This window comes from Nonomuraea typhae (genome assembly GCF_009760925.1).
GTDB lineage: Bacteria > Actinomycetota > Actinomycetes > Streptosporangiales > Streptosporangiaceae > Nonomuraea > Nonomuraea typhae.
Genome location: NZ_VRLV01000002.1, coordinates 761,067 through 784,589, shown reverse-complemented (window position 1 = coordinate 784,589; position 23,523 = coordinate 761,067). Strand labels below are relative to the sequence as shown.

Annotated in this window: 21 protein-coding genes; 10 read left to right on the top strand and 11 right to left on the bottom strand. The window is 72.5% G+C overall.

Going from position 1 to position 23,523, the window contains the following annotated elements:
- Positions 1–2: 2 nt before the first annotated feature.
- Complete coding sequence (locus tag FVE25_RS10115; RefSeq protein ID WP_157246145.1) at positions 3–1,310, bottom strand: sensor histidine kinase; 1,308 nt, start codon at positions 1,308–1,310, stop codon at positions 3–5.
- Between the two features lie 192 nt (positions 1,311–1,502).
- Between FVE25_RS10115 and FVE25_RS10110 the strand changes: the two genes are divergently transcribed.
- The 5 genes from FVE25_RS10110 to FVE25_RS10090 all read left to right on the top strand — a co-directional run bounded on the left by FVE25_RS10110 (position 1,503) and on the right by FVE25_RS10090 (position 6,265).
- Positions 1,503–2,642, top strand: coding sequence for an acyl-CoA dehydrogenase family protein (locus FVE25_RS10110; protein WP_246266875.1), 1,140 nt, complete (start codon positions 1,503–1,505; stop codon positions 2,640–2,642).
- Positions 2,639–3,625, top strand: coding sequence for an acyl-CoA dehydrogenase family protein (locus FVE25_RS10105; protein WP_157246143.1), 987 nt, complete (start codon positions 2,639–2,641; stop codon positions 3,623–3,625). The genes FVE25_RS10110 and FVE25_RS10105 overlap by 4 nt, the downstream gene beginning before the upstream one ends.
- Positions 3,625–5,073: an AMP-binding protein gene (locus FVE25_RS10100; RefSeq protein ID WP_157246142.1), complete on the top strand. Its 1,449-nt coding sequence runs from the start codon at positions 3,625–3,627 to the stop codon at positions 5,071–5,073. The genes FVE25_RS10105 and FVE25_RS10100 overlap by 1 nt, the downstream gene beginning before the upstream one ends.
- 17 nt (positions 5,074–5,090) lie before the next feature.
- The gene (locus FVE25_RS10095) at positions 5,091–5,741 is read left to right on the top strand and encodes a hypothetical protein (RefSeq protein ID WP_157246141.1); all 651 of its coding nucleotides are present in this window, start codon (positions 5,091–5,093) and stop codon (positions 5,739–5,741) included.
- Between the two features lie 77 nt (positions 5,742–5,818).
- A complete protein-coding gene (locus FVE25_RS10090; protein ID WP_157246140.1) occupies positions 5,819–6,265 on the top strand; it encodes a hypothetical protein in 447 nt (148 codons plus the stop codon).
- Positions 6,266–6,317: 52 nt separating this feature from the next.
- Here the strand turns inward: FVE25_RS10090 and FVE25_RS10085 are convergent, their stop codons facing one another.
- The gene (locus tag FVE25_RS10085) at positions 6,318–7,313 is read right to left on the bottom strand and encodes a carboxymuconolactone decarboxylase family protein (RefSeq protein WP_157246139.1); all 996 of its coding nucleotides are present in this window, start codon (positions 7,311–7,313) and stop codon (positions 6,318–6,320) included.
- Positions 7,314–7,316: 3 nt separating this feature from the next.
- Positions 7,317–8,531 (bottom strand): FAD-binding oxidoreductase, encoded by a 1,215-nt coding sequence (locus FVE25_RS10080; protein ID WP_157246138.1) that lies wholly within the window; start codon positions 8,529–8,531, stop codon positions 7,317–7,319.
- 122 nt (positions 8,532–8,653) lie between these two features.
- Between FVE25_RS10080 and FVE25_RS10075 the strand changes: the two genes are divergently transcribed.
- Together FVE25_RS10075 and FVE25_RS10070 are read left to right on the top strand one after the other, a co-directional pair.
- Positions 8,654–9,712: a sensor histidine kinase gene (locus tag FVE25_RS10075; protein WP_157246137.1), complete on the top strand. Its 1,059-nt coding sequence runs from the start codon at positions 8,654–8,656 to the stop codon at positions 9,710–9,712.
- The gene (locus FVE25_RS10070; protein ID WP_157246136.1) at positions 9,709–10,368 is read left to right on the top strand and encodes a response regulator transcription factor; all 660 of its coding nucleotides are present in this window, start codon (positions 9,709–9,711) and stop codon (positions 10,366–10,368) included. Before FVE25_RS10075 ends, FVE25_RS10070 begins: the two co-directional genes overlap by 4 nt.
- Here the strand turns inward: FVE25_RS10070 and FVE25_RS10065 are convergent.
- From FVE25_RS10065 to FVE25_RS10030, 8 genes are all read right to left on the bottom strand, one after another.
- The gene (locus tag FVE25_RS10065; protein WP_157246135.1) at positions 10,352–11,443 is read right to left on the bottom strand and encodes a C45 family autoproteolytic acyltransferase/hydrolase; all 1,092 of its coding nucleotides are present in this window, start codon (positions 11,441–11,443) and stop codon (positions 10,352–10,354) included. The genes FVE25_RS10070 and FVE25_RS10065 overlap by 17 nt on opposite strands.
- Positions 11,444–11,477: 34 nt before the next feature.
- Positions 11,478–12,431, bottom strand: coding sequence for a helix-turn-helix transcriptional regulator (locus FVE25_RS10060; RefSeq protein ID WP_157246134.1), 954 nt, complete (start codon positions 12,429–12,431; stop codon positions 11,478–11,480).
- Between the two features lie 16 nt (positions 12,432–12,447).
- Entirely contained in the window at positions 12,448–14,376 is a 1,929-nt protein-coding gene (locus tag FVE25_RS10055) for a zinc-binding dehydrogenase (RefSeq protein ID WP_181019517.1), read from the bottom strand.
- Positions 14,377–14,559: 183 nt separating this feature from the next.
- Positions 14,560–15,987, bottom strand: coding sequence for an Nramp family divalent metal transporter (locus FVE25_RS10050; protein ID WP_157246133.1), 1,428 nt, complete (start codon positions 15,985–15,987; stop codon positions 14,560–14,562).
- A 9-nt stretch (positions 15,988–15,996) separates the two neighbouring features.
- Positions 15,997–16,755, bottom strand: a complete 759-nt coding sequence (locus tag FVE25_RS10045) for a GNAT family N-acetyltransferase (RefSeq protein ID WP_157246132.1) — start codon at positions 16,753–16,755, stop codon at positions 15,997–15,999.
- Between the two features lie 10 nt (positions 16,756–16,765).
- Positions 16,766–17,854: a M20 family metallopeptidase gene (locus tag FVE25_RS10040; protein WP_157246131.1), complete on the bottom strand. Its 1,089-nt coding sequence runs from the start codon at positions 17,852–17,854 to the stop codon at positions 16,766–16,768.
- Entirely contained in the window at positions 17,851–18,876 is a 1,026-nt protein-coding gene (locus FVE25_RS10035; RefSeq protein ID WP_157246130.1) for a dipeptidase, read from the bottom strand. Before FVE25_RS10035 ends, FVE25_RS10040 begins: the two co-directional genes overlap by 4 nt.
- A 78-nt stretch (positions 18,877–18,954) precedes the next feature.
- Positions 18,955–20,409 carry a flavin-containing monooxygenase gene (locus FVE25_RS10030; RefSeq protein ID WP_157246129.1) on the bottom strand — a complete coding sequence of 485 codons (1,455 nt, stop codon included), beginning with the start codon at positions 20,407–20,409 and terminating at the stop codon, positions 18,955–18,957.
- 108 nt (positions 20,410–20,517) lie between these two features.
- Here FVE25_RS10030 and FVE25_RS10025 point away from each other — a divergent pair, with 108 nt between their 5' ends.
- From FVE25_RS10025 to FVE25_RS10015, 3 genes are read left to right on the top strand one after another with little or no spacing between them, the layout of a single operon-like run.
- Positions 20,518–21,318 carry a Nif3-like dinuclear metal center hexameric protein gene (locus FVE25_RS10025; RefSeq protein ID WP_157246128.1) on the top strand — a complete coding sequence of 267 codons (801 nt, stop codon included), beginning with the start codon at positions 20,518–20,520 and terminating at the stop codon, positions 21,316–21,318.
- A 2-nt stretch (positions 21,319–21,320) separates the two neighbouring features.
- On the top strand, positions 21,321–22,061 hold the full coding sequence (locus FVE25_RS10020) for a zinc ribbon domain-containing protein (RefSeq protein ID WP_157246127.1): 741 nt from the start codon (positions 21,321–21,323) through the stop codon (positions 22,059–22,061).
- Positions 22,058–23,479, top strand: a complete 1,422-nt coding sequence (locus tag FVE25_RS10015; protein WP_157246126.1) for a histidine phosphatase family protein — start codon at positions 22,058–22,060, stop codon at positions 23,477–23,479. Before FVE25_RS10020 ends, FVE25_RS10015 begins: the two co-directional genes overlap by 4 nt.
- Positions 23,480–23,523 lie beyond the last annotated feature (44 nt).

The following is a 23,523-nucleotide window of genomic DNA, read 5'->3' as shown; positions in this document are numbered from 1 at the left end:
GCTCACGGCTCCCTGAGCGGCAGCGACAGCACGAACCGGGCGCCGCGGTCGGAGTCCTCGATGCTGAGCGTGCCGTGGTGGCTCACCGCGATCTCGCGGGCGATGGGCAGGCCGAGGCCGGTTCCTCCGGCGTCGCGGTTGCGTGAGGCGTCCAGGCGGGTGAAGCGGCGGAAGACCACCTCGCGCTGCTCGGGCGCGATGCCGGCGCCGTCGTCCACGACCTCGAGTACGGCGCGGCCGTCCTGGCGGCGCACGGTGATGGTGATGGTGCGTTCGGCGTGCCGTTCGGCGTTGTCGATGAGGTTGACCAGCAGGCGCGACAGCCGCAGCCGGTCGCCGGTGACGACGACGTCCGGGTCCAGCGAGGTGACGATCTTCCTGACCCGGGTGCGCACGGTCTCGGCGACGACCAGGTCGGCCAGGTCCACCGCTTCCTTGGCCCCGGCCGCCCCGGCGTCGAGCTTGGCCAGCGTGAGCAGGTCGGTGACGATGGCCTGCAGCCGGTCCAGGCTGCCGACGATCGCCTCGGCGGTGCGCGGCCAGTTGGCCGAGTCGGGGTAGAGCAGGGCCTCCTCGACCTGGGCGCGCATGGCGGTGATGGGGCTGCGCAGGTCGTGGGAGGCGTCGGAGGCGAACCTGCGCTGCTGCTCGACGGCGTCCTGCAGCCGGTCGAGCGTCTGGTTGGCGGTCATGGCGAGGGCGTGGATCTCGTCGTGGGTGGCCGGGACCGGCACCCGCTGGCCGAGGTCGTTGGCGGTGATGTCGGCCAGCTTCGCGCGGATGGCGTCCACCGGCGCCAGCGTGTTGGCCACCACCTTCCAGGTGCCGAAGGCGACGAACATGACGAGCGCGATCGAGATGCCGATGAGGAAGGCCAGCACCGCCGGATGCACGTACCAGGGCACGATCGGGCCGACGGTGTAGACGTACCAGTCGCCGTCGGGCTCGTAGACGCGGAACGTCGAGACGATCATGCAGTCGGCCGGGTAGGTGGCCAGGTCGCACTCCACCTGGGTGTTGCCGGAGTTGTCGGCGCTGGGCGTGGTGTGGGAGATGCGGGGCTGCCCCTTGAGGTTGGGCGAGGCGGAGACGACCTGGCCGGCGCTGTTGATCACCTGGATGGCGCCGCCGGGCTCGGGGGCGATCGTGGAGGGGAGCGTGCCCCGTTTGATCAGGTGGACCACGCGCAGCGCCGCGGTGACGACCTCGTTGGCCCGGTACTCCTCGGCGGTCTGCCGCACCGCCACCAGGACGAACGTGTTCACCACGAGGCACAGCGCGGCGATGGTGATGCTCGCGAAGAGCGTCAACCTGCCACGTACGGAACCCCGGAACCGCGCTATCACGTCCTCCCCCGGTAATCAGGTGATCACACTAGGTGCCTCCAGCCCTAATCAACGGAGATTCATCGATAAATCCGGACAAAACGACAACAGAGCAATGCTCTATGAATGCGTCTTCCGGCTGGTTAGAGTAAGTGAGCACTGATGCCAGGAGGCGATGTGAACCTTGACGAGTATCGGCGCGCGGCCCGGGCCTGGCTGGCGGAGAACGTGCGGGAGAACGACGACCCGAGGGCCTTCATGGCCAGGCTCCACGACGCCGGATACTCCGGCATCACCTGGCCGCGCGAGTGGGGCGGCCAAGGGCTGACCCAGGCCGAGGAACGCGCCTTCGCCGCCGAGGCCCGCCACCACACGCTGCCCACCTACGTCTTCTCGATCGGCCTGGGCATGTGCGGCCCCACCATCCTCGACCGCGGCAGCGACGAGCAGCGCGCCCGCTTCCTGCGCCCGCTCCTGCGCGGCGAGGAGATCTGGTGCCAGCTGTTCTCCGAGCCCGGCGCAGGCAGCGACGTGGCCAGCCTCCAGACCAGGGCCGAGCGCGACGGCGAAGGCTGGGTGGTCAACGGCCAGAAGGTCTGGACCTCGGTCGCCCAGCACGCCGACTGGGGCCTGCTGCTGGCCAGGACCGACGTGGACGTGCCCAAGCACAAGGGCCTGACCATGTTCGCCGTCGACATGCACCACCCGGGCGTCACCGTCAGGCCGCTGAAGGACATGACCGGCCACGCGCGGTTCAACGAGGTCTTCTTCGACGACGTCGCCATCCCCGACGCCGGCCGCATCGGCGAGGTCGACGACGGCTGGAGCGTCGCCGTCACGACCCTCCTGCACGAGCGGCTGTCGATCTCCGCCGGCGTCGGCATGAGCGGCCGGCGCGACAACCCCGCCTCCTTCGAGGCCCTGCGCGCCCGCCTCGACACCGGCGACCCCTACGTCCGCGACCAGCTCGTCGAGCTGCACATCCGCTCGCGCGCCCTGTCGCTGTTCAACCAGCGCCTGGCCCAGGAGACCAAGGCCGGCATCTTCCCCGGCGCCCGCGGCAGCGCCGCCAAGCTCCTGCTCGCCGAGCTGACCATGTTCCAGGCCGACCTCGCCACCTCCCTGGCCGGGCCCGACGCCGTCACCGACCCGGAATACTCCCAGGCCATCGCCCTGGCACCCGCCCTGGCCCTCGGCGGCGGCACCAACGAGATCATGCGCAACATCGTCGGCGAACGCGTCCTCGGCCTGCCGCCGGAACCACGCGTGGACAAGACCGTGCCCTTCAAGGACCTGAAGGTGGGGACGCAATCGTGAAACTCGTGCTCACCCAGGAGCAGCAGGACCTGCGCGCCGCCGTACGCTCCTTCCTCGCCGCGCACGCGCCGCTCGCCCAGGTCCGCCGCGACCTGGACAGCCCCGCCGGCTTCTCCCGCGAGATCTACGCGCGCCTGTCCGGGGAACTCGGCCTCACCGGCCTCATCGTCCCCGAGGAGTACGGCGGAGCCGCCGCCGGCCACGCCGAGCTCGCGGTCGTCCTGGAGGAGACCGGCGCCGCCCTGCTGCCCGGCCCGTTCCTGGCCACGACGTTCGCCGCCATCGCCCTGACCCGCGCCGGGGACAAGGAACTGCTGCCCGGGATCGCCGACGGCAGCCTGCTGGCCACCTACGCCGCCGACCCCGGTCACGTGCCCAATGGCATGGAGGCCGACGTCATCCTCCTGGAGAGCGGCACCGGCCTGCTCGCCTTCGAGGCCGCCGAGGTCACCAGGGAACCGCTGGAGACGCTCGACCTCACCCGGCGCCAGGCCCGGGTCACCGCGACCGGCGGCCGGGTCGTGACCGACGATCCGGCGACGCTCGCCGTCATCCGCGACCTGCACGCCGTCGCCCTGGCCGCCGAGCAGCTCGGCGTCATCAGGGCCACGCTGGACGCCATCGTCGCCTACGCCAAGGTCCGCGTCGCCTTCGGCCGCTACATCGGCTCCTACCAGGGCGTCAAGCACAAGCTGGCCGACCTGCACACCACGCTCGAACAGGCCGAGTCCATCGTGCGCCACGCCGCCTGGGCCGCCGACGACTCGCCCGCAGACCTGCCCGAGGCCGCCGCCCTCGCCCAGGCGTACCTCGGCCGCGCCTGCTTCGCGGCGGCCCGCGACAGCCTGCTGCTGCACGGCGGCATAGGTTTCACCTGGGAACACGACGCGCATCTGTACTACAAGCGTGCCAAGGCCGACGAAGTACTGCTGGGCCCGCCACGCCGCCACCGTGCCCGCCTGGCCGAGCTGCTGGAGCTGTGATGGACATCAGCGAACTTCCCGGCTTCTACGCCATCGCCGCCGCCGACCCCGGCCGCGTCGCCGTCATCGACGTGGACGGCACCGCCGTCAGCTACGGCGACCTGCTGGCCCGCGTCAACCAGGTCTCCCACGGCCTGCGCGCCCGCGGCCTGAACACCGGCGACGTGGTCGCCGGCATCCTGCGCAACGGCGCCGACCCGCTCGTCATGCTGATGGCCACCGGCCAGATCGGGCTGTACTACGTGCCGGTCAACTGGCATCTGACCGAGCCGGAAACCGACTACATCCTGCGCGACTGCGAGGCCAAGGTCGTGGTCAGGGAGGCCGCCGACGTCGCGGCGCTGGCGGAGGGACAGCCGTCAGGCGAGCCGGAGGAGCGCACGTCCGGGGCGGTCATGTGGTACACCTCCGGCACCACCGGCTTCCCCAAGGGCGTGCAGCGCCCGCTGGCCGGGGCCGAGCCGGAGGCCGTCGTCCCGCTGTACACGTGGTTCCTGGGCGAGGTGTGCGACCTGCGGCCCGGGGCCGGCGTGCACCTGGTGACCTCGCCGATGTACCACTCCTCGCCGTGCGGCCACAGCCAGTTCGCCCTGCACCTCGGCCACACGGTCGTCATCACGCCGCGCTTCGAGCCCGAGCCGATCCTGGCCCTGGTCGAGCAGTACAAGGTCACCAACGCGATGATGGTCCCGACGATGTTCCACCGGATGCTGCAGCTTCCCGAGGACGTCAGGCGGAAGTACGACCTGTCGTCGCTGGCCCAGGTCGTCCACACCGCCGCCGCCTGCCCCGTGGCGGTCAAGCAGGCCATCATGGACTGGTGGGGCCCGGTGCTGTACGAGTACTACGGCTCGACCGAGTCCACCGTCGCCTTCTTCGTCAAGCCGCACGACTGGCTGGCCAGGCCGGGCACCGTGGGCCGCCCGGCACCCACCTTCGAGGCTGTGATCCTGGACGAGACGGGCGGCGAACTCCCGCCCGGCGAACCCGGCATGATCTACGTCAAGTCCGCCATCAACACCTTCGAGTACCGCAAGGACCCGGCCAAGACCGCGGCCAGCATGCGCGGCGAATGGTACGCCCCCGGCGACATCGGCTACCTCGACGAGGACGGCTTCCTGTTCCTGTGCGACCGCCGCACCGACCTCATCGTCTCCGGCGGCGTCAACATCTACCCCGCCGAGATCGAGGCCGCCATCCTGGAACACCCCGCCGTGGCCGACGTCGCCGTCATCGGCGTCCCGGACGAGGAGTGGGGTCACAACGTCGTGGCCCTCGTCCAGCCCGGCGGCCCCGTCACCGCCGAGGCGCTTCTCGACCATCTCGGCCCGCGCCTGGCCCGCTTCAAGCACCCCAAGGTGATCGAGTTCCGCGAGACGCTGCCCCGCACGCCCACGGGGAAGTTGTCGCGCGGCAAGGTCAGGGAGGACTACCTGGCCGGCCGCTGAGGTCGGCGGACACGCTGATGCGGGTCACCCTCGGCACGGACCGGCCCGACCGGGTGCAGGTCACCCACACCGTCACGATGCGGGCCGACGACCCGGTCGCCGCGGCGGTCATGGACGGCGACCTGCGCGCGAAAGACTGGGTGGAGCAGCTGCTGTTCCGGGGTCCCGACCCGGAGCTCACCTACACGGCTCCGACGATCACCCGCCGCCCGAACGCGCCGGAGATCGTTCTCCGCATCGACGGCGTGCTGCCGGAGGGGGCCGACCAGCGGCTCACGTTCGTCGGCCTCAACCCGCTGACCAGGCCATCCCTGAACCCGGCCACGCATCCGCTGACCAGCCAGACCTTCAGGATGGAGGTCGCGGGCGGCACGATCGGCAAAGTCTCCGGCCGCCGGCCGGACGAGCAAGGCCCGGCCGTCGCCGCCTTCTCCGGTGAGCCAGTCGGCAAGGACCTGCGGATCGACCTCGCCCGCGCCGGCGTGGAACCCGAACAGCCCTCCGCCGACGAGCCGCGTACCGTTCTGGACGAGCTCACCGTCACGTTGTTCTCGAGCGCCATGACCGTGCCCTGGATCCTTCTCCTCGCCGTCATCGTCGCGGTCCTGACCCTGACCAACCCGCTCCAGGAAACCTGGACGTCGCTCGCCACCGCGCTCGCCGCCTAGGCGGCCTTCGCCTGGGTGCTGCCCCGATCCCGGCTGGAGACGGGCGCCCGCCTGGCCGCCGCCCCCGGCAGGGCCGGGTGACGGTACGGCAGGCCGCCTTCGCCTCCGGCGGGGGCTTCACCGCGGCCGAGAACGGGCTGGCGGCGCCGGCGTTCGGCCTGGTCGTGATCCTTCCCTTCGCCGCCTACACGCTCTGGATCCACCAGCTCTACTTCACGGACGTCACGGTGGCCCGCCTCCTCATCCTGGTGTCCTGGTCGGCCGGGCCCGCCCTGTGCGCCTACGTGTACGGCTACTTCTACCCCCTCCTGCGCGGCACCGGCCCCGTGACCAAGGCCCTGACCCTGTTCGCCGCCTACTTCCGCCGCTTCAGGTCCAGGCTCACCCCGGCGGCGACCGTCCTGGCGGCCGCCGCCACCGCCGCGGCCACCGCCCTGGCCGGGGCCGCGATCTCCTCCCTGCTGGAACGCCCGGCACCGCAACCGCCGTCCGCCGAACCCTCCGGCACACCCCCGCGCCGCTGAACGCACCCCAGCCCGCCCCTGCCCGGCTGGGAGGTGCGCCGCCTGCGGCCTGTCAGGCTGCCGCCGCAGTGCTGAAGGCGCGCTCGGCGTGCCGTACCGCGGTGATCGCGCCGAAGGCGAGCAGCCGCACCAGGCTCTCATCGGTGTGCGGCCAGGCGGCCACGTCCGCCTTGGTGATCCGGTACGGCGCCAGCGCGGCCAGCAGAGCGAGCCGGGTCGGCGGCACGGCGTCCGGGTCCAGGCCGGTCAGGGCGTCGGCCGGCCAGGAGCCGCCCAGCGGCGGCTGCCGGCCGTCCCAGCGGGCCACGGCCGCGGTCACGCGCTCCGGGTCGGGCAGCAGGCCGGCGCCGCGCCCGGCGGCCTCGGTCAGGGCGGTGTAGGCGGGACCGACGGGAGAGCCCGCCGCCCAGGAGGGGCCGCTGGGGGAGCCGGCCGCCTGGGCGGACCCCTCACCGGATCCGCCGCCGAGCAGGAGAGGGAGGCTCGCGCCGGGGTCGAGGAGGCGCCGCGCGGGCTTGGACAGGGCGCGGCCGCCCACGCTGCGGCCCACGCGGGTGTTCTGCAGCCCGCCCGGCAGCACGTCGGGCGTGTGCAGGATGGAGATCATGCGGTTGATGAAGTGGAAGGTCAACGCCGTGCCCAGGAGCTCGGGGGCGTCGGGCGCGTCGCGGGTCTCACCCAGCGCCCAGGCGTAGAGCGCGGCCCGGCGGGCGTCGCGCGGGCGGCCGCCGGAGGCCAGGGACTCGGCCAGGTCGTGCTCGCCGATCGCGTGCAGGAACATGGTGTGCGCGCCCACGCAGTAGGCGCACTCGTTCGCCTTCGACACCCCGAGCGCGACGATCTCCCGGTCCGTCCTGGACACGGGCCCGGCCATCAGCGACTCCCGCAACATCGCCCACCCGGCGGCGAGCAGTCCGGGCGCGGGTGACAGGGCGATCAGGGCGGGCATGCGCGCCAGGCCGACGTCGGCCCGCTGCTGCCGGTAGACGGCGGCGTCCGCGCCGGTGGCGGCCTTCGGCTCGACGGGAGTGATGTGCAGGAATCCCATGACCTACTCCGTTTCGATCAGGTGGCTGGGGCGCAGGACGCCTTCGGGGTCCCACGCCTTCTTGAGCTCGCGCAGGCGGGCGTGGTTGGCGGGGGTGAAGGCGGAGGCGGTCCTGGCCGGGTCCGGCTGGAAGTTCAGGAACGTGCCCCCGGTGGTGTGCGGCAGCTCGACCGCGGTGGAGGCCATGACGGAGAACGGCGCGTCGCGGTGCCCGGCGGGGCCGCCGGGCGCGGCCATCGCGCCGCCCCAGCGGCGGATCTCGACGCCGTCCGCCTCGGCGTCCAGGATCGCGGTGATCAGCTCGCCGGGCAGATCGGCGGCGAACTCGAAGCTGTTGCGCAGCGCCATCGGCGGGTGCTCGGGGGCCAGCGCGCGGGCCGCCTGCTCGAAGGGCTGCTCGGCGTATTCGCCGGCCAGCGCGGGCCCGGCGGCGGCCAGCAGCGGGGCCAGTGCCTTCTCGTGCTCGCCGATCGCGACCACGCGCACGCCCAGCATCCGGCCGCCGTCGGGCGTCCGGGCCACGAAGACCGCGGTGTTGAGCGTGTCGGGCTGTTCCCAGTCGCGGAAGGCGGCCAGCGTGTCCGCCGCCCGCTCGAAGGCGTGCATGGTGACGCCGGCGACGATCCGCTCGACGGGGAACAGGCGGAACTCCAGCCGGGTGACCACGCCGAAGTTGCCGCTGCCGCCGCGCAACGCCCAGAACAGGTCGGCGTGGCGGTCGGCGTCGGCCTCCAGGATCCGGCCGTCGGCGGTCACGACCTGGGCGGCGAGCACGTTGTCGGCGGCCAGGCCGTACCTGCGCGACAGCCAGCCGGCCCCGCCGCCCAGCGTGTAGCCGGTGACGCCGACCGACGGCGCGCCCGCGAGCGGGGCCAGGCCGTGCGCCGCCGCGGCGGGCAGCACGTCGTCCCACAGCGCCCCGGGCTCCACGATCGCCACCCGGCGCACCGGGTCCACCTCGACCCCGGCCATCCGGGAGGTCTTGAGCAGGAGGCCGCCGTCGCGGGGGACGAGCGTGCCGTGCCCGGTGGACTGTACGGCCAGCGGCAGGCCGTGGTCACGGGCGGCGGCCAGGGCGGCACGCACGTCCTCGGGGCCCAGGGCCTCGGCGATGATCGCGGGGTGCTGGTCGACGGCCTGGTTCCAGGCCCACCGGCCGTCGTCGTAACCGGAGCCGCCGGGCAGGTGGACGGGGCCGGAGAAGTTGTCGATTCGCATGCCTTCGACGATGGCCGGGCGATCGCCGCAGGTCGTCGTACGGGCGAACGCACTTGTGTACTCCCCGCGAAGTAGCACCCCCGGACGACGCGCTCGCGCGTGTTGTGGCGTAGTTTTCCGCCATGAGCAGGCCCGATCTCCTGATGGCGCCCATCGTGGCGGCCGTGATGGTGTCCAACGCAGCGATCAACGCGAAGGCGGGGCCGATCGGCTACGCGCTCCTGCTGGCCTCGGCGGTGGCGCTGCACTATCACCGGCGGGCCCCCAGGCTCGTGCTGGCCGCCACGACCGGCCTCGGCCTCGCCTACATCCTGGCCGTCGAGCCGGAGATGGTGGCCACCACGCCCGCGCTGATCGCGCTGAGCAGCGTGGTCAGGATCGGGCAGCGGCCGGTGGCGGCCGTGTCCGCGCTGACGCTCATCGTCGGCATGGTCGCGGCCAACCTGCTGGCCGGGCAGTCCGCGCTGACGGCGGTCAAGGGCGGCTTCCTGGTCATGGGCTGGTACGTCGCCGCGATGGCCATGGGCGTGGCCCTCCAGCAGGCCGACGAGCGGGCCACGGAGGCCGAGCGCACCCGTGAGGAGGCCGCCCTGCGCCGGGCCGAGCAGGAGCGGCTGCACATCGCCAGGGAACTGCACGACACGCTCACCCATGCGATCTCGGTCATCAAGGTGCAGGCGGGCGTCGCCGTCCATCTGGCGAAGAAGCGCGGCGAGGAGGTGCCCGCCTCGCTGCTGACGATCCAGGAGGCCAGCGGCGATGCGATGCGGGAGCTGCGCGCGACGCTGGAGGCGCTGCGCGACGAGACGGTGGCGCTGGCCAGGCTGCCCGGGCTGGTCGAGCGGACCCGCGCGGGCGGCCAGGACGTCCGGCTGACCGTCGGCGGGAAGCCGCGGCCGCTGCCGGAGGAGGTCGAGCAGGCCGCCTACCGGATCGTTCAGGAGGCGCTCACCAACGTGACCAAGCACGCGGGCGGGCAGGCCGCCGCCGACGTGGTCGTCAGCTACGGCAGCGCCGGGCTGGTCCTGCAGGTGGACGACGACGGGCCCGGCAAGTCGGACACGGTGCCGGGGGTCGGGCTGACCGGCATGCGCGAGCGGGTGAGCGCGCTGGGCGGCACGCTGGCGGCGGGGCCGCGGCCCGGAGGCGGGTTCAGCGTGCGGGCGGAGCTGCCCGCATGATCCGCGTCCTGCTGGCCGACGACCAGAAGCTCATCCGGGCGGGCTTCCGCGCGCTGCTGGAGGCCGAGGAGAACATCGAGGTCGTCGGCGAGGCCGCCAACGGGGAGGAGGCCCTGGCGCTGGCCGTCGAGCTGCTGCCGGACGTGGTGCTGCTCGACATCCAGATGCCGGTGATGGACGGCATCGAGGCCACCTCCCGCATCGCCGCCGACCCCGGCCTCGCCGCCGTGCACGTGGTGATCCTCACCAACTTCGGCCTCGACGAGTACGTCTTCGCCGCGCTGCGCGCCGGAGCGGCCGGGTTCCTGCTCAAGGACACCGATCCGGCCGACCTCGTGCATGCCGTCGGCGTGGTCATGCGCGGCGATGCGCTGCTGTCGCCGGGCATCACCCGGCGGCTGATCAGCGAGTTCGTCACCCGCCCTCCGCTGGCGCTGCCGCCGGGCGAGGCCGAGCTGCTGACCGCCCGCGAGCGCGAGGCCGTGGCGCTGGTGGCGCGCGGGCTGACCAACGCCGAGATCGCGCAGAACATGGTGGTCAGCCCGTTCACCGCCAAGACCCACGTGAGCCGGGCCATGACCAAGCTGGGCGCCCGCGACCGCGCCCAGCTCGTGGTCTTCGCCTACGAGAGCGGGCTGGTCAGGCCGAGGGGCTGAAGACCAGCTCGGGGGAGTGGCCGCGGCCCTCGCCCAGGTAGAAGCGGGCGGTCATGGTCCGCGCGGCCGTGTCGAACTGGGTGCTCCACAGCGTCCGCATCATCGGGTCGCCCGCCTGCTCCACCTCCCGCAGGCTCGCCCGCAGGTCGCCGGCGCTCATGATCGCGCCCTTGCTGCGCTCGTGCAGCCTGCGCAGGCGGGAGAAGGAGGCGAAGGAGCCCGGGGTGTCCTCGGGCAACGCGGCCGGGTCGGGGTGGAGCCGCAGCGGGTGGTTGGTCACGCACAGCGGCCCGTCCCCTGCCTCGGCGACGTGGTCGGGCCCCTCCCACACGAACGCCTGCCCGCTCGCGTCGGCGATCAGGTAGTGCAGCGGCATGCCGAAGTCGTACTGCTCGGTCCGCAGCAGCGCCGCCTTGGCCTGCTCGGCGCTCTCGCAGGTGTCCAGGAGGAAGCGGGGCAGCTGCACCGAGTTCACGCCCGGCTGCGGGGAGAGGTCCTCCGGCGGGGCGGCGCTCTCGAAGTCGGCGATCAGCAGCACCACGGCCAGCCCGGCCTCGTTGATGCCGTCCATGCAGCCGTCGAACTCCGACATCGTCAGGACCGTGCTGGCCAGTCCGTCGTCCGGCCGGCTGGTGATGACGTGCGGCCGGGAGGCCATCGCCAGCTCGCCGGGGACCGGCGGGCCGCCCATGATCTCGCTGGTGGTGAGGGTGAAGAAGTCGTAGTTGCGGCCGATCCTGCCGTGGCCGTCGGCCGAGCCCGCCGGCGGCACCCACAGCGCCGAACACGCCTGGGGCAGCATGCTGAGCCCGTCGAGCGTGAGCTCGTCCTGCTCGGGGTCGAGGCCGAGCGCCAGCGCGGCCCCGGTCATGCGGGCGTGGTGCTGTGGCCAGTGGGCGGCGAACCACGACCTGCGGGCCCGGCCGATCTCCGGGTCGCCGGGTGCCGGTCGCCAGCCGAGCCGCCGCGCCTCCTCGGCGAGCTGCCCGCCGATCTCGGCCTGCGAGCCGGAGACCTCGATGTGCCGGACGAGCTGGAAGTCGTCCCTGCTGCCTGCGATCTGGGTGATGTCCATGCCGGGACGATGCCGGGACGCCCTGACCGGCGGCTTACCGGTCGCTGACCGCCCTGCCGTACCGCTCGGCCAGTGTCCTGACCGCCTCGGCCAGCTCCGGCGGGTCCAGCACCTCGAAGTCGACGCCGAGGAAGCCGATCCAGGCGGCGATCCCCTCGAGGTTGTCCCCGCCCAGCCGCATCAGGCAGGTGCCGGCGTCCACCTCCTCGATCTCCAGGCCGTAGCCCAGGTCGCGGATCCGCTCGGCGGGCGCGCGCAGCAACACCGTCCCCCGGTGCTCCCACATGGCGGTGCTGATGCCCCTCTCGACGTATTCGGCCACGTCGCCGGGCAGGTCGCGCGGCGTGAACCGGGCCCCGGTGGCCGGGACCTTGAGCGTGATCCGGTCCACCCGGAACGTGCGCCAATCGGCCCGCTCCACGTCCCAGGCCATCAGATACCAGCGTCCGCGCCGGTGCACCAGCCGGTACGGCTCGGCCTCGCGCCGGCTGCCCGCCCCCTTGTGCCCGGTGTAGTCGAAGCGCAGGCGCTCGTGGTCGCGGGCGGCGTTGGCGATCGTGGTCAGCGTCTCGGGCGGCACCGACGGCGCCTCGCCGGGGATGTGCACGGTGTGGGTGTTGAGCGCGTTCACCCGGCGCCGCAGCCGCGACGGCAGCACCTGCTCCAGCTTGGCCAGGGCGCGCACCGAGGTCTCCTCGATCCCGGCCACGCCGCCGCCCGCCGCGCGCCCGAGGCCGACGGCGACCGCCACGGCCTCCTCGTCGTCGAGCAGCAGCGGCGGCAGCGCGGCCCCGGCGCCGAGCCGGTAGCCGCCGGCGACGCCCGGCGTGGCGTGGACCGGGTAGCCGAGCGTGCGCAGGCGCTCGACGTCGTTCCTGATGGTCCTGGTCGAGACTCCGAGCCGGCCGGCCAGCTCGGGGCCCGACCACTCCTTGTGCGCCTGGAGCAGGGAGAGCAGCTTGAGCAGGCGGGCCGAGGTTTCCAGCATGCCGTCAGTCTGCCCGCTATCGCGGAACGCGTGCTTCCGCATTCACCACGATCTTGCCGAGGAGGTGGCCGTTCTCGCTGTGCCGGTGGGCCGCCGCGGCCTCCTCCAGGGGATACTCGGCGGCGATCGGGAGCCGCACCCGCCCGATGTGCCCGGAAATCTCGTGAAGAGGTGTGGGATCGTCGGACCCGCTGGTGAATCGCGCCCCATACCGCCCCGCGCCCGGATCGGCCACGCTGACCACCTTGCCCGGATCACCGGTCAGCCTGACCGACGCCTCCACGACCTCGCGCCCCGAGGCGTCCAGCACCAGATCGACCCGCTCCCCGATCCGCTCCTCCAGCCCGTCACCGTAGCCGACCGGCCGCACCCCCAGCCCGCGCAGGTAGTCATGGTTCGCCTCGCTCGCCGTCCCGATCACCCGCAGCCCCGCGCCGATCGCGAGCTGCGCCGCCGCCAGCCCCACCCCGCCCGCGGCCGCGTGGATGAGCAACGTCTGCCCCGCCACCGGCTCGAGCAGCCCGAGCGCCCGCCGCGCCGTCTCCACCGCCACCGGCAGCGCCGCCGCCTCCACGTGGGTCAGCCCCTCCGGCTTGGGCGCCAGGTCATCCGGTACGGCCAGCACATGGTCGGCCAGCGCCCCCGTACCCCGGCCGACCACCTCCTGCCCCGCCCGCACCCCCGAGACCCCGGCCCCGGCCGCCTCGACCACCCCCGAGAACTCGATCCCCGTCCCCGCCGGACCCTCCAGCGGCGCCCCGAACATCCCCGAGCGGATCTTCCAGTCCACCGCGTTGACCCCGGCCGCCCTGACCGCCACCCGCACCTGCCCGGGCCCGGGAACGGGGATCGGCACCTCGTCCACCCGGAGCACGTCCGCCGCGCCGTACTCGGAGTACCGCACCGCCCGCGAGGTCGTCAGCAGCACCGCCTTGCCCACCAGCGCACGCGCCTCCAGCGCCGCGTGCGCCAGGTGCGCCTGATCCAGCGGTACGGCCAGCCCGATCGAGGGCGTGATCCCGGCGCTCATCGTCGCGGTCGCCAGCCGGTGGAACTCCTCCTCCCCGAACTGCACCTGCTCGACCCCGACCAGCCGCACCCCGCGCCGCCCGGCCTCCTCCGGCGAAACGGCGGCGAAGCCGCCACTGGGCACCCCGTAGGCGAACACCACGCCACCCCGGCGGGCCAGCGCGAAGGCGTCCGCCCCGACCTGCCCGCCCACACCATCGAAAACCACATCGAACCCGTCGGGCAGCCGCGCGGTGCCGGTGGCGGCACCCACCGGCTCATCCACGGCAGCGGTGCGCGCGGAGTAACCCACGGCAGCGGTGGGCGCGGGGGAGTCCACGGCACCGGTGAGCGCGGTGTAGTCCACGGCAGAGGCCGCGCCCAGCTCCAGGGCCCGCTCGCGCTTGGCGGCCCCGTGCGCGGCGGCCACCACGTGGGCCCCCGCCCGGACGGCCAGCTCCACCAGCGCCAGCCCGAGCGCCCCACCGGCCCCGGTCACCAGCACCCGGCTACCCGGCTTGAGCTCGGCGGCCGCGACGAGGCTGAGCGCCGCCGGCCCCACCTGGACGAGCGCGGCGGCCTCGGCCAGCCCGAGTGAATCGGGCACCACGACGGTGGTGGCAAGCGGCGCCACGGCCCGCTCGGCATACCCGCCGCCACCGGGCAGGAAGGCGGCCACCCGGCGCCCCGCCCACGAGGCGTCCACACCCGCACCGGTGGCCAGCACGACCCCGGCGACCCCGGTGCCGGGCACGTAGGGCGGCTCGGTGCCGAACCACTCCCGCCCCCACCCGGTGCGGAGCTGGGCGTCCAGCGACATCACGTCCACGGCGGAGACGCCGATCACGACCTCCCCCGCGCCGTCGGACACCGGGGCCGCCTGCCGCACCTGCAAAACCTCGGGCCCACCGAATCGGGTCACTTCGACGATGTTCATGCCGAGGAGTCTGCAACCTGAACCAAAGTCGAGGTCAAGCCGGCGCCGTGACGGCGGGGACCACGTCCGACGTGAGAAGCGATCCCCCCGATCGGCGGCGGCCGGCGTCGGCGGGTGGCGTGGGGGCGGCCTGCCGTACTTCTGAAAGACCCGCACGCTCAGACTCGGGGAACCCGCAAGCGGTCAGAAGAGCTTCCCCGCCTGCTGGATGAGGGTGAGCACCGTGAGGGAGCCGAAGAACAGGACCGACCACACCAGGGCGGCCAGCCGGTACGAGCGGACCTTGATCGCCTCCGGCAGCGCCCGCCGGTTCAGGATGATGAGCAGGATCGAGTACACGAACATCATCACCGCCGCGAAGCTGGCCGAGAACACCAGCAGGATCAGCGGCTGGTCGAAGCCCAGCAGCAGGATCGCGATCCCGATGACCGTCATCGACCACACCGTGAGGAAGTACACGCGGTTGACCGAGATGCCACGCTCGCGGAGATAGACGGTCTTGATGACGTCCGAGGCCAGCCGCGAGGTGTAGTCCACGATGCCCATCGCCGAGGCGAACAGCGACAGCGCCCCGATCACCCAGAACAACACCCCGAACCACGGCCCGACCACGCTCTGCAGCGTCTCGCCCTCGACCTTGAGGAAGGTGATGCTGTTGGCCAGCCCGTCCTTCCCGAACACCGTCGAGTACGCCAGCATCGACATGAGCGCGATCGTCACGAACGACACCAGCGCGAACGTCGAGCCCTGCTCCACGTTGGCGAAGCGCCACCAGCGCCGCCAGCGGGCGAGGTTCTCCTTGGTCGGCGCGAACTGGAAGCCGGTCGAGGCGGCCGCCTCCTCGTGCCCGGTGACCGGGCTGACCAGGCGCGGCACGTAGGCGCCCATGCCGAAGCCCTTGTCGCGGATCCAGTTGCTCTGGCACAGGTTCTGCCCGCCGCCGGCTCCCGCGTAGGCGATGGCGCCCATGAGCACCGCGAACTCCAGCGGCGGCACCGGGAAGCGCGCCCCGGCCGTCAGGCCCTTGCCCAGTTCCACCCAGGCGTCGGCGTTGATCGCGAACAGGATCGCGACCACGATCAGCGTCAGCACGAGCGCGATCTTGACGAAGATGACGCGTTCGAGGACCGTGTAGATCACCGGCGCCATCGTCAGCGCGAGGGCGATGACCAGCAGCATGCCGATCGCGATGTAGCGCACGCTGCCCGCGCCGCCGCCGGTCAGGTAGGTCACCATCGTGGCCGAGGTGGTCACCCAGCCCGGCCACAGGTTGGAGCCGAGCGTCATCGCCACGAAGACGATGCCCCAGTGCTTCCACATGCGGCTGAATCCGGTCAGCGCGGTCTCGCCGGTGGCCAGGGTGTACCGCTCGATCTCCATGTTGAGGAACCACTGGGTGACGATGCCGACCAGCGCTCCCCAGAGGAAGACGAGGCCGACCTGGGAGGCGATGTAGGGCCAGAGGATGAACTCGCCCGAGGCCAGCCCGACGCCGGCGCCGACGAGCCCGGGGCCGATCACCCGCCAGGTGGAGCGCGGTGGTTCCGGCAGGTCCCGCACGGTGACCGGGGGCAGGACCCGGTGGGGGACGGTGGGGGTGAAGTCCGTCATGACGCGACGTTAACCGGGATGTCCGGAATGGGACCTATTTAGTACATAATTTCCATCAGCCGTGAAGCCCGTCACCCGGGCGCCCGCGCCCATCAGCCCGCCCAGCACCTCACGCAGCGCCAGCCGCCACGCCTTCGCCGCCGCGGGATCCTCGCGCCGCAGCGTCTCGATGTCCGGCGGCGTCGCCACCAGCACCACCGGGCCGTCCGCCGCCGTCACCACCGGCCGCCCGTCCCGCTCGGCCACCCCCGCCACCGCCCCCTCCAGCGTGTACGGCTCGGCCGCCCGGTCCAGCCGCCACACCGCCAGCAACCGGTCGGACTCGTCGCCCTCGTTGATGGCGTCGGCCATGACCCCGTAGAAGCTCTCCAGGTACTCCTCGGGCCGGGCGCCCAGCTTGACCAGGTTGAACCGGGCGTTGCGCCGGACCAGCGGGTCGAAGGTCCAGGTGATCCTGGTGATGCCCCGGCCCAGCGCCCACGCGCGCTGGTGCCGCTTCAGCTCCACCCCGATGCCCTGGCCGGGCCGCGCCCCGGTCACGTGGGAGTGCAGCGCCCGGTCGGCCGTCGGCAGGCCCACCGACCCGCCGACCAGCTCGCCGCCGCGAAAGGCGCCGGCCACGTAGCCGCCGACGTGAGAGATCACCTTCATGAGCTCGACGGTCACCGGCGGATTGCCCGGCTCGGGGTGCCAGATCTCGTCGAACAGGCGGAACAGCTCGGCATACTCCGGCAGGGTGCCGAGCTCGCGAATCTCCAGGCTGGTCACGGCATGGACCCTAAGCCCCTGCCAGCACCGCGTTCACCAAGGCGCGCAGGAGTTCCATGCGGCCCGGCATCTCCTCGACCAGCACGTGCTCGTGATCGGCGTGCGCGCCGCCGCCCACGCCGCCGAGGCCGTCGAGCGTCGGGCAGCCGAGCCCGGCGGTGAAGTTGCCGTCCGAGGCCCCGCCCACGTGCGCGGAGGTCAGCGGCCGCGGGCTGAGCTCCTGGGCCAGCGCGAACAGCCGCTCCGACATGGCCGCCTCCAGCGGCGGCCGGTTGGGGCCGCCGGTGACCTCGATCCGCGTTCCGGGCGTGAGCGGGGCGAGGGCCCGCATGGCCTCGTCCACCCGGGCCTGCGCGGCCAGCGTCGAGACCCGCACGTCCACCGCGACCCTGGCCTGGGCCGGGACGGTGTTCACCGTCGAACCGCCGGACAACACCGTCGGCGTGACCGTGGTGGCCGCGGACCGGGGGAGTTCGCCGCCGTCCACGCTCGCGGCCAGCCGGGAGACGGCCAGGATCTGGTGGGCCAGCTCGATGCCGGCGTTGGCGCCGTTCCACGGCTCCAGGCCGGCGTGGGCGGCCGTGCCGTACACCTCCACGCGGTAGTCGGAGGTGCCCTTGCGGGCGGTCTTCAGCGCGCCGCCGTCGGCGCTGGCCTCCAGCACGAACGTGGCGGCCAGCCCGCGGGCGCTCTCCTCGATCAGCGGCCGTGAGGTCCGCGAGCCGACCTCCTCGTCACCGGTGACCAGCACGCAGACCCCGTCCAGGCGCGGCAGCCCGGCCAGCGCGTGGAACGTCTGCACCAGCCCGGCCTTCATGTCGAAGACGCCGGGGCCGCGCGCCACGCCGTCCACGACCGACCAGGGGTGCGTGCGCAGGGTTCCGATGGGCCAGACGGTGTCGTGGTGGCCGAGCAGCAGCACGCGCGGCTCGCCGAACGTCCAGCGCAGGTGGGTGACGCCGTCCACCACCAGCACGTCCGGCTCGGCGCCCAGGTGACGGGCGCCCATCGCGGCCACGACCTTGGCGCTGCGCGCGACCGCCTCCAGGTCGCTGGAGAACGATTCGCAGGTGACCAGCTCTTCGAGATCCTCGATCATGCCCGCAGTTCCCCCAGGAGGCGGTGGACGTTGCCACCGACGATCTTGATGATGTCCTTTTCCTGAAGGCCGCGCCGGATCAGGCCCTCGGTGACCAGCGGCAGCCCCTCCGGCCCCTCCAGGCCGGGGAAGGGCGCCATCGCGTCGATGCCGCGCGGGCTGGCATCCTCGCAGCACGGCGGGGTGAGGTCGCGCATGACCTCGTGGATGAAGTCGGGCCCGAGGCCGACGTGGTCGATCCCGGCCACCTCCGCGACGTGCTCGATGTGGTCGAGCAGCCGGTCCACGCTCACCTGGCCGGTGTCCTCGACGAGGAAGGCGGCCAGGAAGTTCACGCAGACCACGCCGCCGGTGGCCGCCACGCCGCGCAGCTGCTCGTCGGTGAGGTTGCGGTGGTGGTCGCGCAGCGCGCGGGCGCTGGAGTGCGTGGCCATGACCGGCTTCGTGGCCAGCTCCAGCACGTGCGCGACGCCGGAGGCGCCCAGGTGGGAGATGTCGAAGACGATGCCCAGGCGTTCCATCTCCTTGAGCGCCGCCACGCCGTGGGAGGTCAGGCCGCTGCCGGTGGCGTCCTCGCCGCTGCCGTCGGCCAACGGGGTGCGGCCCCAGTGCGCGATCGAGGCGATCCGGACACCCAGCCGGTGCACGGTCGAGATCAGCTCCACGCTGGCGTCCAGGCCGGGCATGCTCTCCAGCGCCAGCACGAGCGCGATCTTCCCGTCCGCGAGCGCGCGGTCGATCTCGGCTCCGGTACGGCACAGCGCCACGGCGTCGGCGTTGCCCTCGGCGAGCACGTGCGCACACTCGATCATGCGCAGCGTCTGCCTGAGCGCGCCCTCGGGGCGGTACTGGTCGTCGATGAAGACGGGCAGCACCTGCAGGTTCACCCCGCCGGCCTGCAGCTGGGGCAGCCACTGGCGGCGGAAGAACGAGGCCCAGCTCTCCGCCGGCCGCGCTGATACCGCCATCAGCAGGTCGTTGTGCGTGTCGGCCACGACCGCACGCTGGTGGAGGGATGTCATGCCCTCGACCGTATCGCGGCGGGTGGCCGAGATCACTTGTGCCGCGGGACAAAAACCCCTGATGGGGATAGGCCGCGCCTACGAACCCCGCTGCCCGAAGCGGTAGGCGGGCAGCGGCGGCAGCGCCGTGAGCCGGCGATAGAGCATGGTCGGCCCCGGCCAGTTGTTGGTCACCCTGCCCTCGGCCGTCTTGTACCAGCTCCGGCAGCCGTTGCCCCACACCATCCGCGCCATCGCCCGGTCGAGCTGCCGGGTCCACGCGGCCATCGCCTCCGGCCTGACCTCCATCGGCCCCCGGGTGGAGAGGTACGGCAGGCAGTTCATGACATGGTTCACCTGGCATTCGAGCATGAAGATGATCGAATTGTGGCCCAGGTTGGTGTTGGGCCCGTAGAGCAGGAACAGGTTCGGGAAGTTCGGCGCCGAGATGCCCAGGTAGGCTTCGGCGCCCCGTTCCCACTGCTCGTCCAGCCGCCTGCCGCCGCGGCCGGTGATCGCGATCGGGGCGAGGAGCTCGGTGCTCCGGAACCCGGTGCCGTAGATGATGGTGTCGGCCTCGCGCAGGCCCTCGGTGGTCTCCACGCCCTTGGCCGTGACGCGGACGATCGGGTCGGTGACCACGTCCACGTTCGCGCGGGTGAGGGCCGGGTAGAAGCGGCTGTCGATCACGACCCGCTTGCAGCCGGGCGGGTAGTCCGGGGTGAGCCTGGCGCGCAGGTCCGGATCGGGCACCTGGGTCCTGAGGTGGTCCAGGGCGCGCTTCTTCAGCAGGCCCTCGCTCCAGCCTCTGGCCAGCGCCGGGTAGAGCGTGCCCTCGGCGTACCGGTAGATCCACTCGCGGTAGGCGCGCTGTAATCCGGGGACGAAGTGCAGGGCCAGGCGGGTCAGAGGGCCGAAGGCGGCGTCGGGCTTGGGGATGACCCAGTTGGGGGTGCGCTGGAAGACGTCCAGGTGCGCGGCGCGCTCGGCGACCGGGGGGATGAACTGGGCGGCCGAGGAGCCGTTGCCGATGACCGCGACCCGGCGGCCGGTGAGATCGTGCGCGTGGTTCCAGCGGGCGGAGTGGAAGGAGACGCCGCCGAACTCCTCCATGCCCGGTATATCGGGAAATTTCGGGCGGTTGAGTTGGCCGACGCCGGCGACCAGGACGTCGAACTCCTCCCGGTGCTGGGTGGTGCCGTCGTGGAAGGTGAGGCGCCACTGGTCGTGGTCGAAGGTGGCGTGGGTGACGTCTGCACCGAACCGGATTTTTCGCCTGACACCGTATTTATCGGTGCAGTAATCCATGTAGGCAAGGATTTCCGGTTGGTCGGGATAGCGGCGGCTCCACGAGGTGTACTTCTCGAAGGAGAACGAATACAGATGCGAGGGAATGTCGCATCCCGCCCCCGGATAGGTATTGTCCCGCCAGGTGCCGCCCACCCGGTCGGCCTTCTCGAAGACGGTGTATGTCGTGATGCCCGCGCGCTCGAGCTGGATCGCCATGCACAACCCGCCGAATCCGGCTCCGATGATCGCGATCCTTGGTGACATATTGTCCTCCGCGTCAGGATTCACTTACATTACGACGAACCCAGTTCGGACGACACCCCCGTGGACAAGACGCCTGCCTCCAGCGCCGGGGCCGGTAGTCTGCGCAGCGTGACGCTGGCAGATGTGATCGGAAAGCTCGAGGCGGCCTACCCGCCCGCCACCGCCGAATCCTGGGACGCCGTCGGTCTCGTGTGCGGCGACCCCGGCGGGGAGGTGCGCAAAGTCCTGTTCGCGGTGGACCCGGTGGCCGTGGTCGCGGACGAGGCCATCGCCTGGGGAGCCGACCTCATCGTCACCCATCACCCCCTATACCTGCGCGGCACCACTACCGTCGCCGCCACCACTCCCAAGGGACGCTTGGTCCATACCCTCATCAAGCACGACATAGCCCTTTACACCGCCCACACCAATGCCGACGTCGCCAACCCCGGCGTCTCCGACGCGCTGGCCAGGGCCGTCGGCCTCACCGGCGACCTCGTGCCGCTCCGCCCCCTCCCCGACGACCCCTGGCGCGGACTCGGCCGCATCGGCGCCCTGCCGTACCCCATGACGCTCGGCGACTTCGCCGAGCAGGCGGCCGGCGGCCTGCCCAAGACCTCCTGGGGCATCCGCGTCGCGGGCGACCTGACCCGCCGGGTCTCGCGCGTGGCCGTCAGCGGCGGCGCCGGCGACTCCCTCCTCGGTACGGCTCGCGCCGCCGGCCTCGACGTCTTCCTGACCGCCGACCTCCGCCACCACCCGGCCAGCGAGTTCATGGAGGCCGACGGCCCCGCGCTCATCGACGCCGCCCACTGGGCCACCGAATGGCCATGGCTGGACAGCGCCGCGTCCATCCTGCGCGCCACGGGCGTTAACGTTGAGACGCGCGTCTCCGCCACGGTCACCGATGCTTGGACAAGAGGATATTGATCATGAAAGCAGCCCCTGAAGCACAGAAGCGACTGCTCGACCTGGCAGAGCTCGACTCCACGGCCGACCGGCTCGCCCACCGCCGCCGCACCCTGCCCGAGCTGGCCGAGATCGACGAGCAGACCAAGCGCTTCGCCAAACTCGCCACCGAGGCGATCGAAGCCGAGACCGCCGCCGGCGACCTGGCCCGCGAGCAGGCCAAGGCCGAGGCCGACGTCGACACCGTGCGCACCCGGGCCGAGCGGGACCAGAAACGCCTCGACTCCGGCGCCGTGACCTCGCCCAAGGACCTCGCCAGCCTGCAGTCCGAGATCACCTCGCTGCACCGCCGCCAGGGCGACCTCGAAGAAGTGGTCCTGGAGATCATGGAGCGCAGGGAGGCCGCCGACGCCAAGGTCGTCGACCTGGTCGCCCAGCGCGACGCCGTCTCCGCCACCCGCGCCGCCGCCGAGGACCGCCGTGACGCCGCCGTCGCCGAGATCGACAAGGAGGCCGCCGGCGTCAAGGACCGCCGCACCGGCGTCGCCGGCGACATCCCCGCCGACCTGCTCACCCTCTACACCAAACTGCGCGACCAGTACGGCGTCGCCGCCGCCATGCTCTACCGGGGCCAGTGCCAGGGCTGCAAGGTGTCGCTGTCCATCGCCGAGATGAACCGCATCAAGGCCGCCCCCCACGACGACGTGATCCGCTGCGAGGAGTGCCGCCGCATCCTGGTACGCACCGCAGAGTCCGGCCTGTGACCTCCTACATCGTCGAGGCCGACGGCGGCTCCCGTGGCAACCCGGGTCCCGCCGGTTACGGCGCCGTCGTGCTCGACGCCGCCGACCGCCAGGTACTGGCCGAGACGGCCGAGGCGATCGGCATCACCACCAACAACGTCGCCGAATACCGCGGGCTCATCGCCGGGCTCACCGAAGTGCTGCGGCTTGCGGGCGACGGGGCCGCGGTGGCGGTCCGCATGGACTCCAAGCTCGTCATCGAGCAGATGGCCGGGCGCTGGAAAATCAAGAACGAGGGCCTGCGCCCGCTGGCCCTGGAGGCGAACCGCCTCGTGGCGCGCCTGCGGGTCACCGAATGGACCTGGATCCCCAGGGAACGCAACAAACACGCCGACCGCCTGGCCAACGAGGCCATGGACGCCGCCGCCAAGGGCCTGCGGTGGCAGCCCGGCGGCCCGTCGGAGGAGACCGCGACCGGACCGGGCCGAGAGGAACACGAAGCGGCCGGCCAGGACGGCTTCGGCCAGACCGACCTCTTCGGGACCAACCCCGAAACCGGAGACCCCGGGGGCGGACGCGGCGCAGGTGAAGGCCCCGCGAACGGGAGGGGCGCTTCCGGGGACGGCTCCGCAGCGGGATCCGGTGCCGGTGAGGACGACTCGGCAACGGGACGCGGCGCCGGTGGGGGCGGCTACGCCGTACCTGGTGTGACTGGGGGAGCCGGGGCGGCGCGCAGGACCGGGGGTGAGGTGTCGGCGCCGGCGGCGTCCGCCGCGGCCGAGCAGACGCGCGCCCAGGGGACCGGCTGGGGTGCGGCCACGCGGGTGGCCACCTCGCTGCTGTTGCTGCGGCACGGCGAGACCCCGCTCTCCGTCGAGCGCCGCTTCTCCGGCCTGGGCGACGCCGAGCTGACCGCCAACGGAAGGGCCCAGGCGGCCGCCGCCGCGGACCGGCTGGCGCGGAAGCCGTACCGGCTGGACGTGATCGTCAGTTCCCCGCTCAAGCGCGCCCGCCAGACCGCCGAGGCGGTCGCGGCCCGGACGAACCTCACCGTCGAGGTGGACGAAGACCTCAGAGAGGCCGATTTCGGCGCCTGGGAGGGGCACACGTTCACCGAGATCCAGCGCCGCTGGCCGGACGAACTGGCCGCCTGGCTGGCCGACCCGTCGGTGGCGCCGCCGGACGGCGAGAGCTTCGCCGAGGCCGGCCGCCGCGTGCACCGCGTCCGGGACCGGCTGGTCGAGCAGCACCTGGGCAAGACGGTCCTGGTCGTCTCGCACGTGACGCCGATCAAGATGCTGCTCAGGTTCGCGCTGATGGCCCCGCCGGCCGCGGTGTACCGGATGCACCTGGACCTGGCCTGCCTGAACCTCATCGACTACTACGCCGACGGCAACGCCGTGGTGAAGGCGTTCAACGACACCGCGCACCTGCGCTGAGCCTGGGCGGACGCGCCGGACGCCGCCAGAAACGCCCGGCCCGT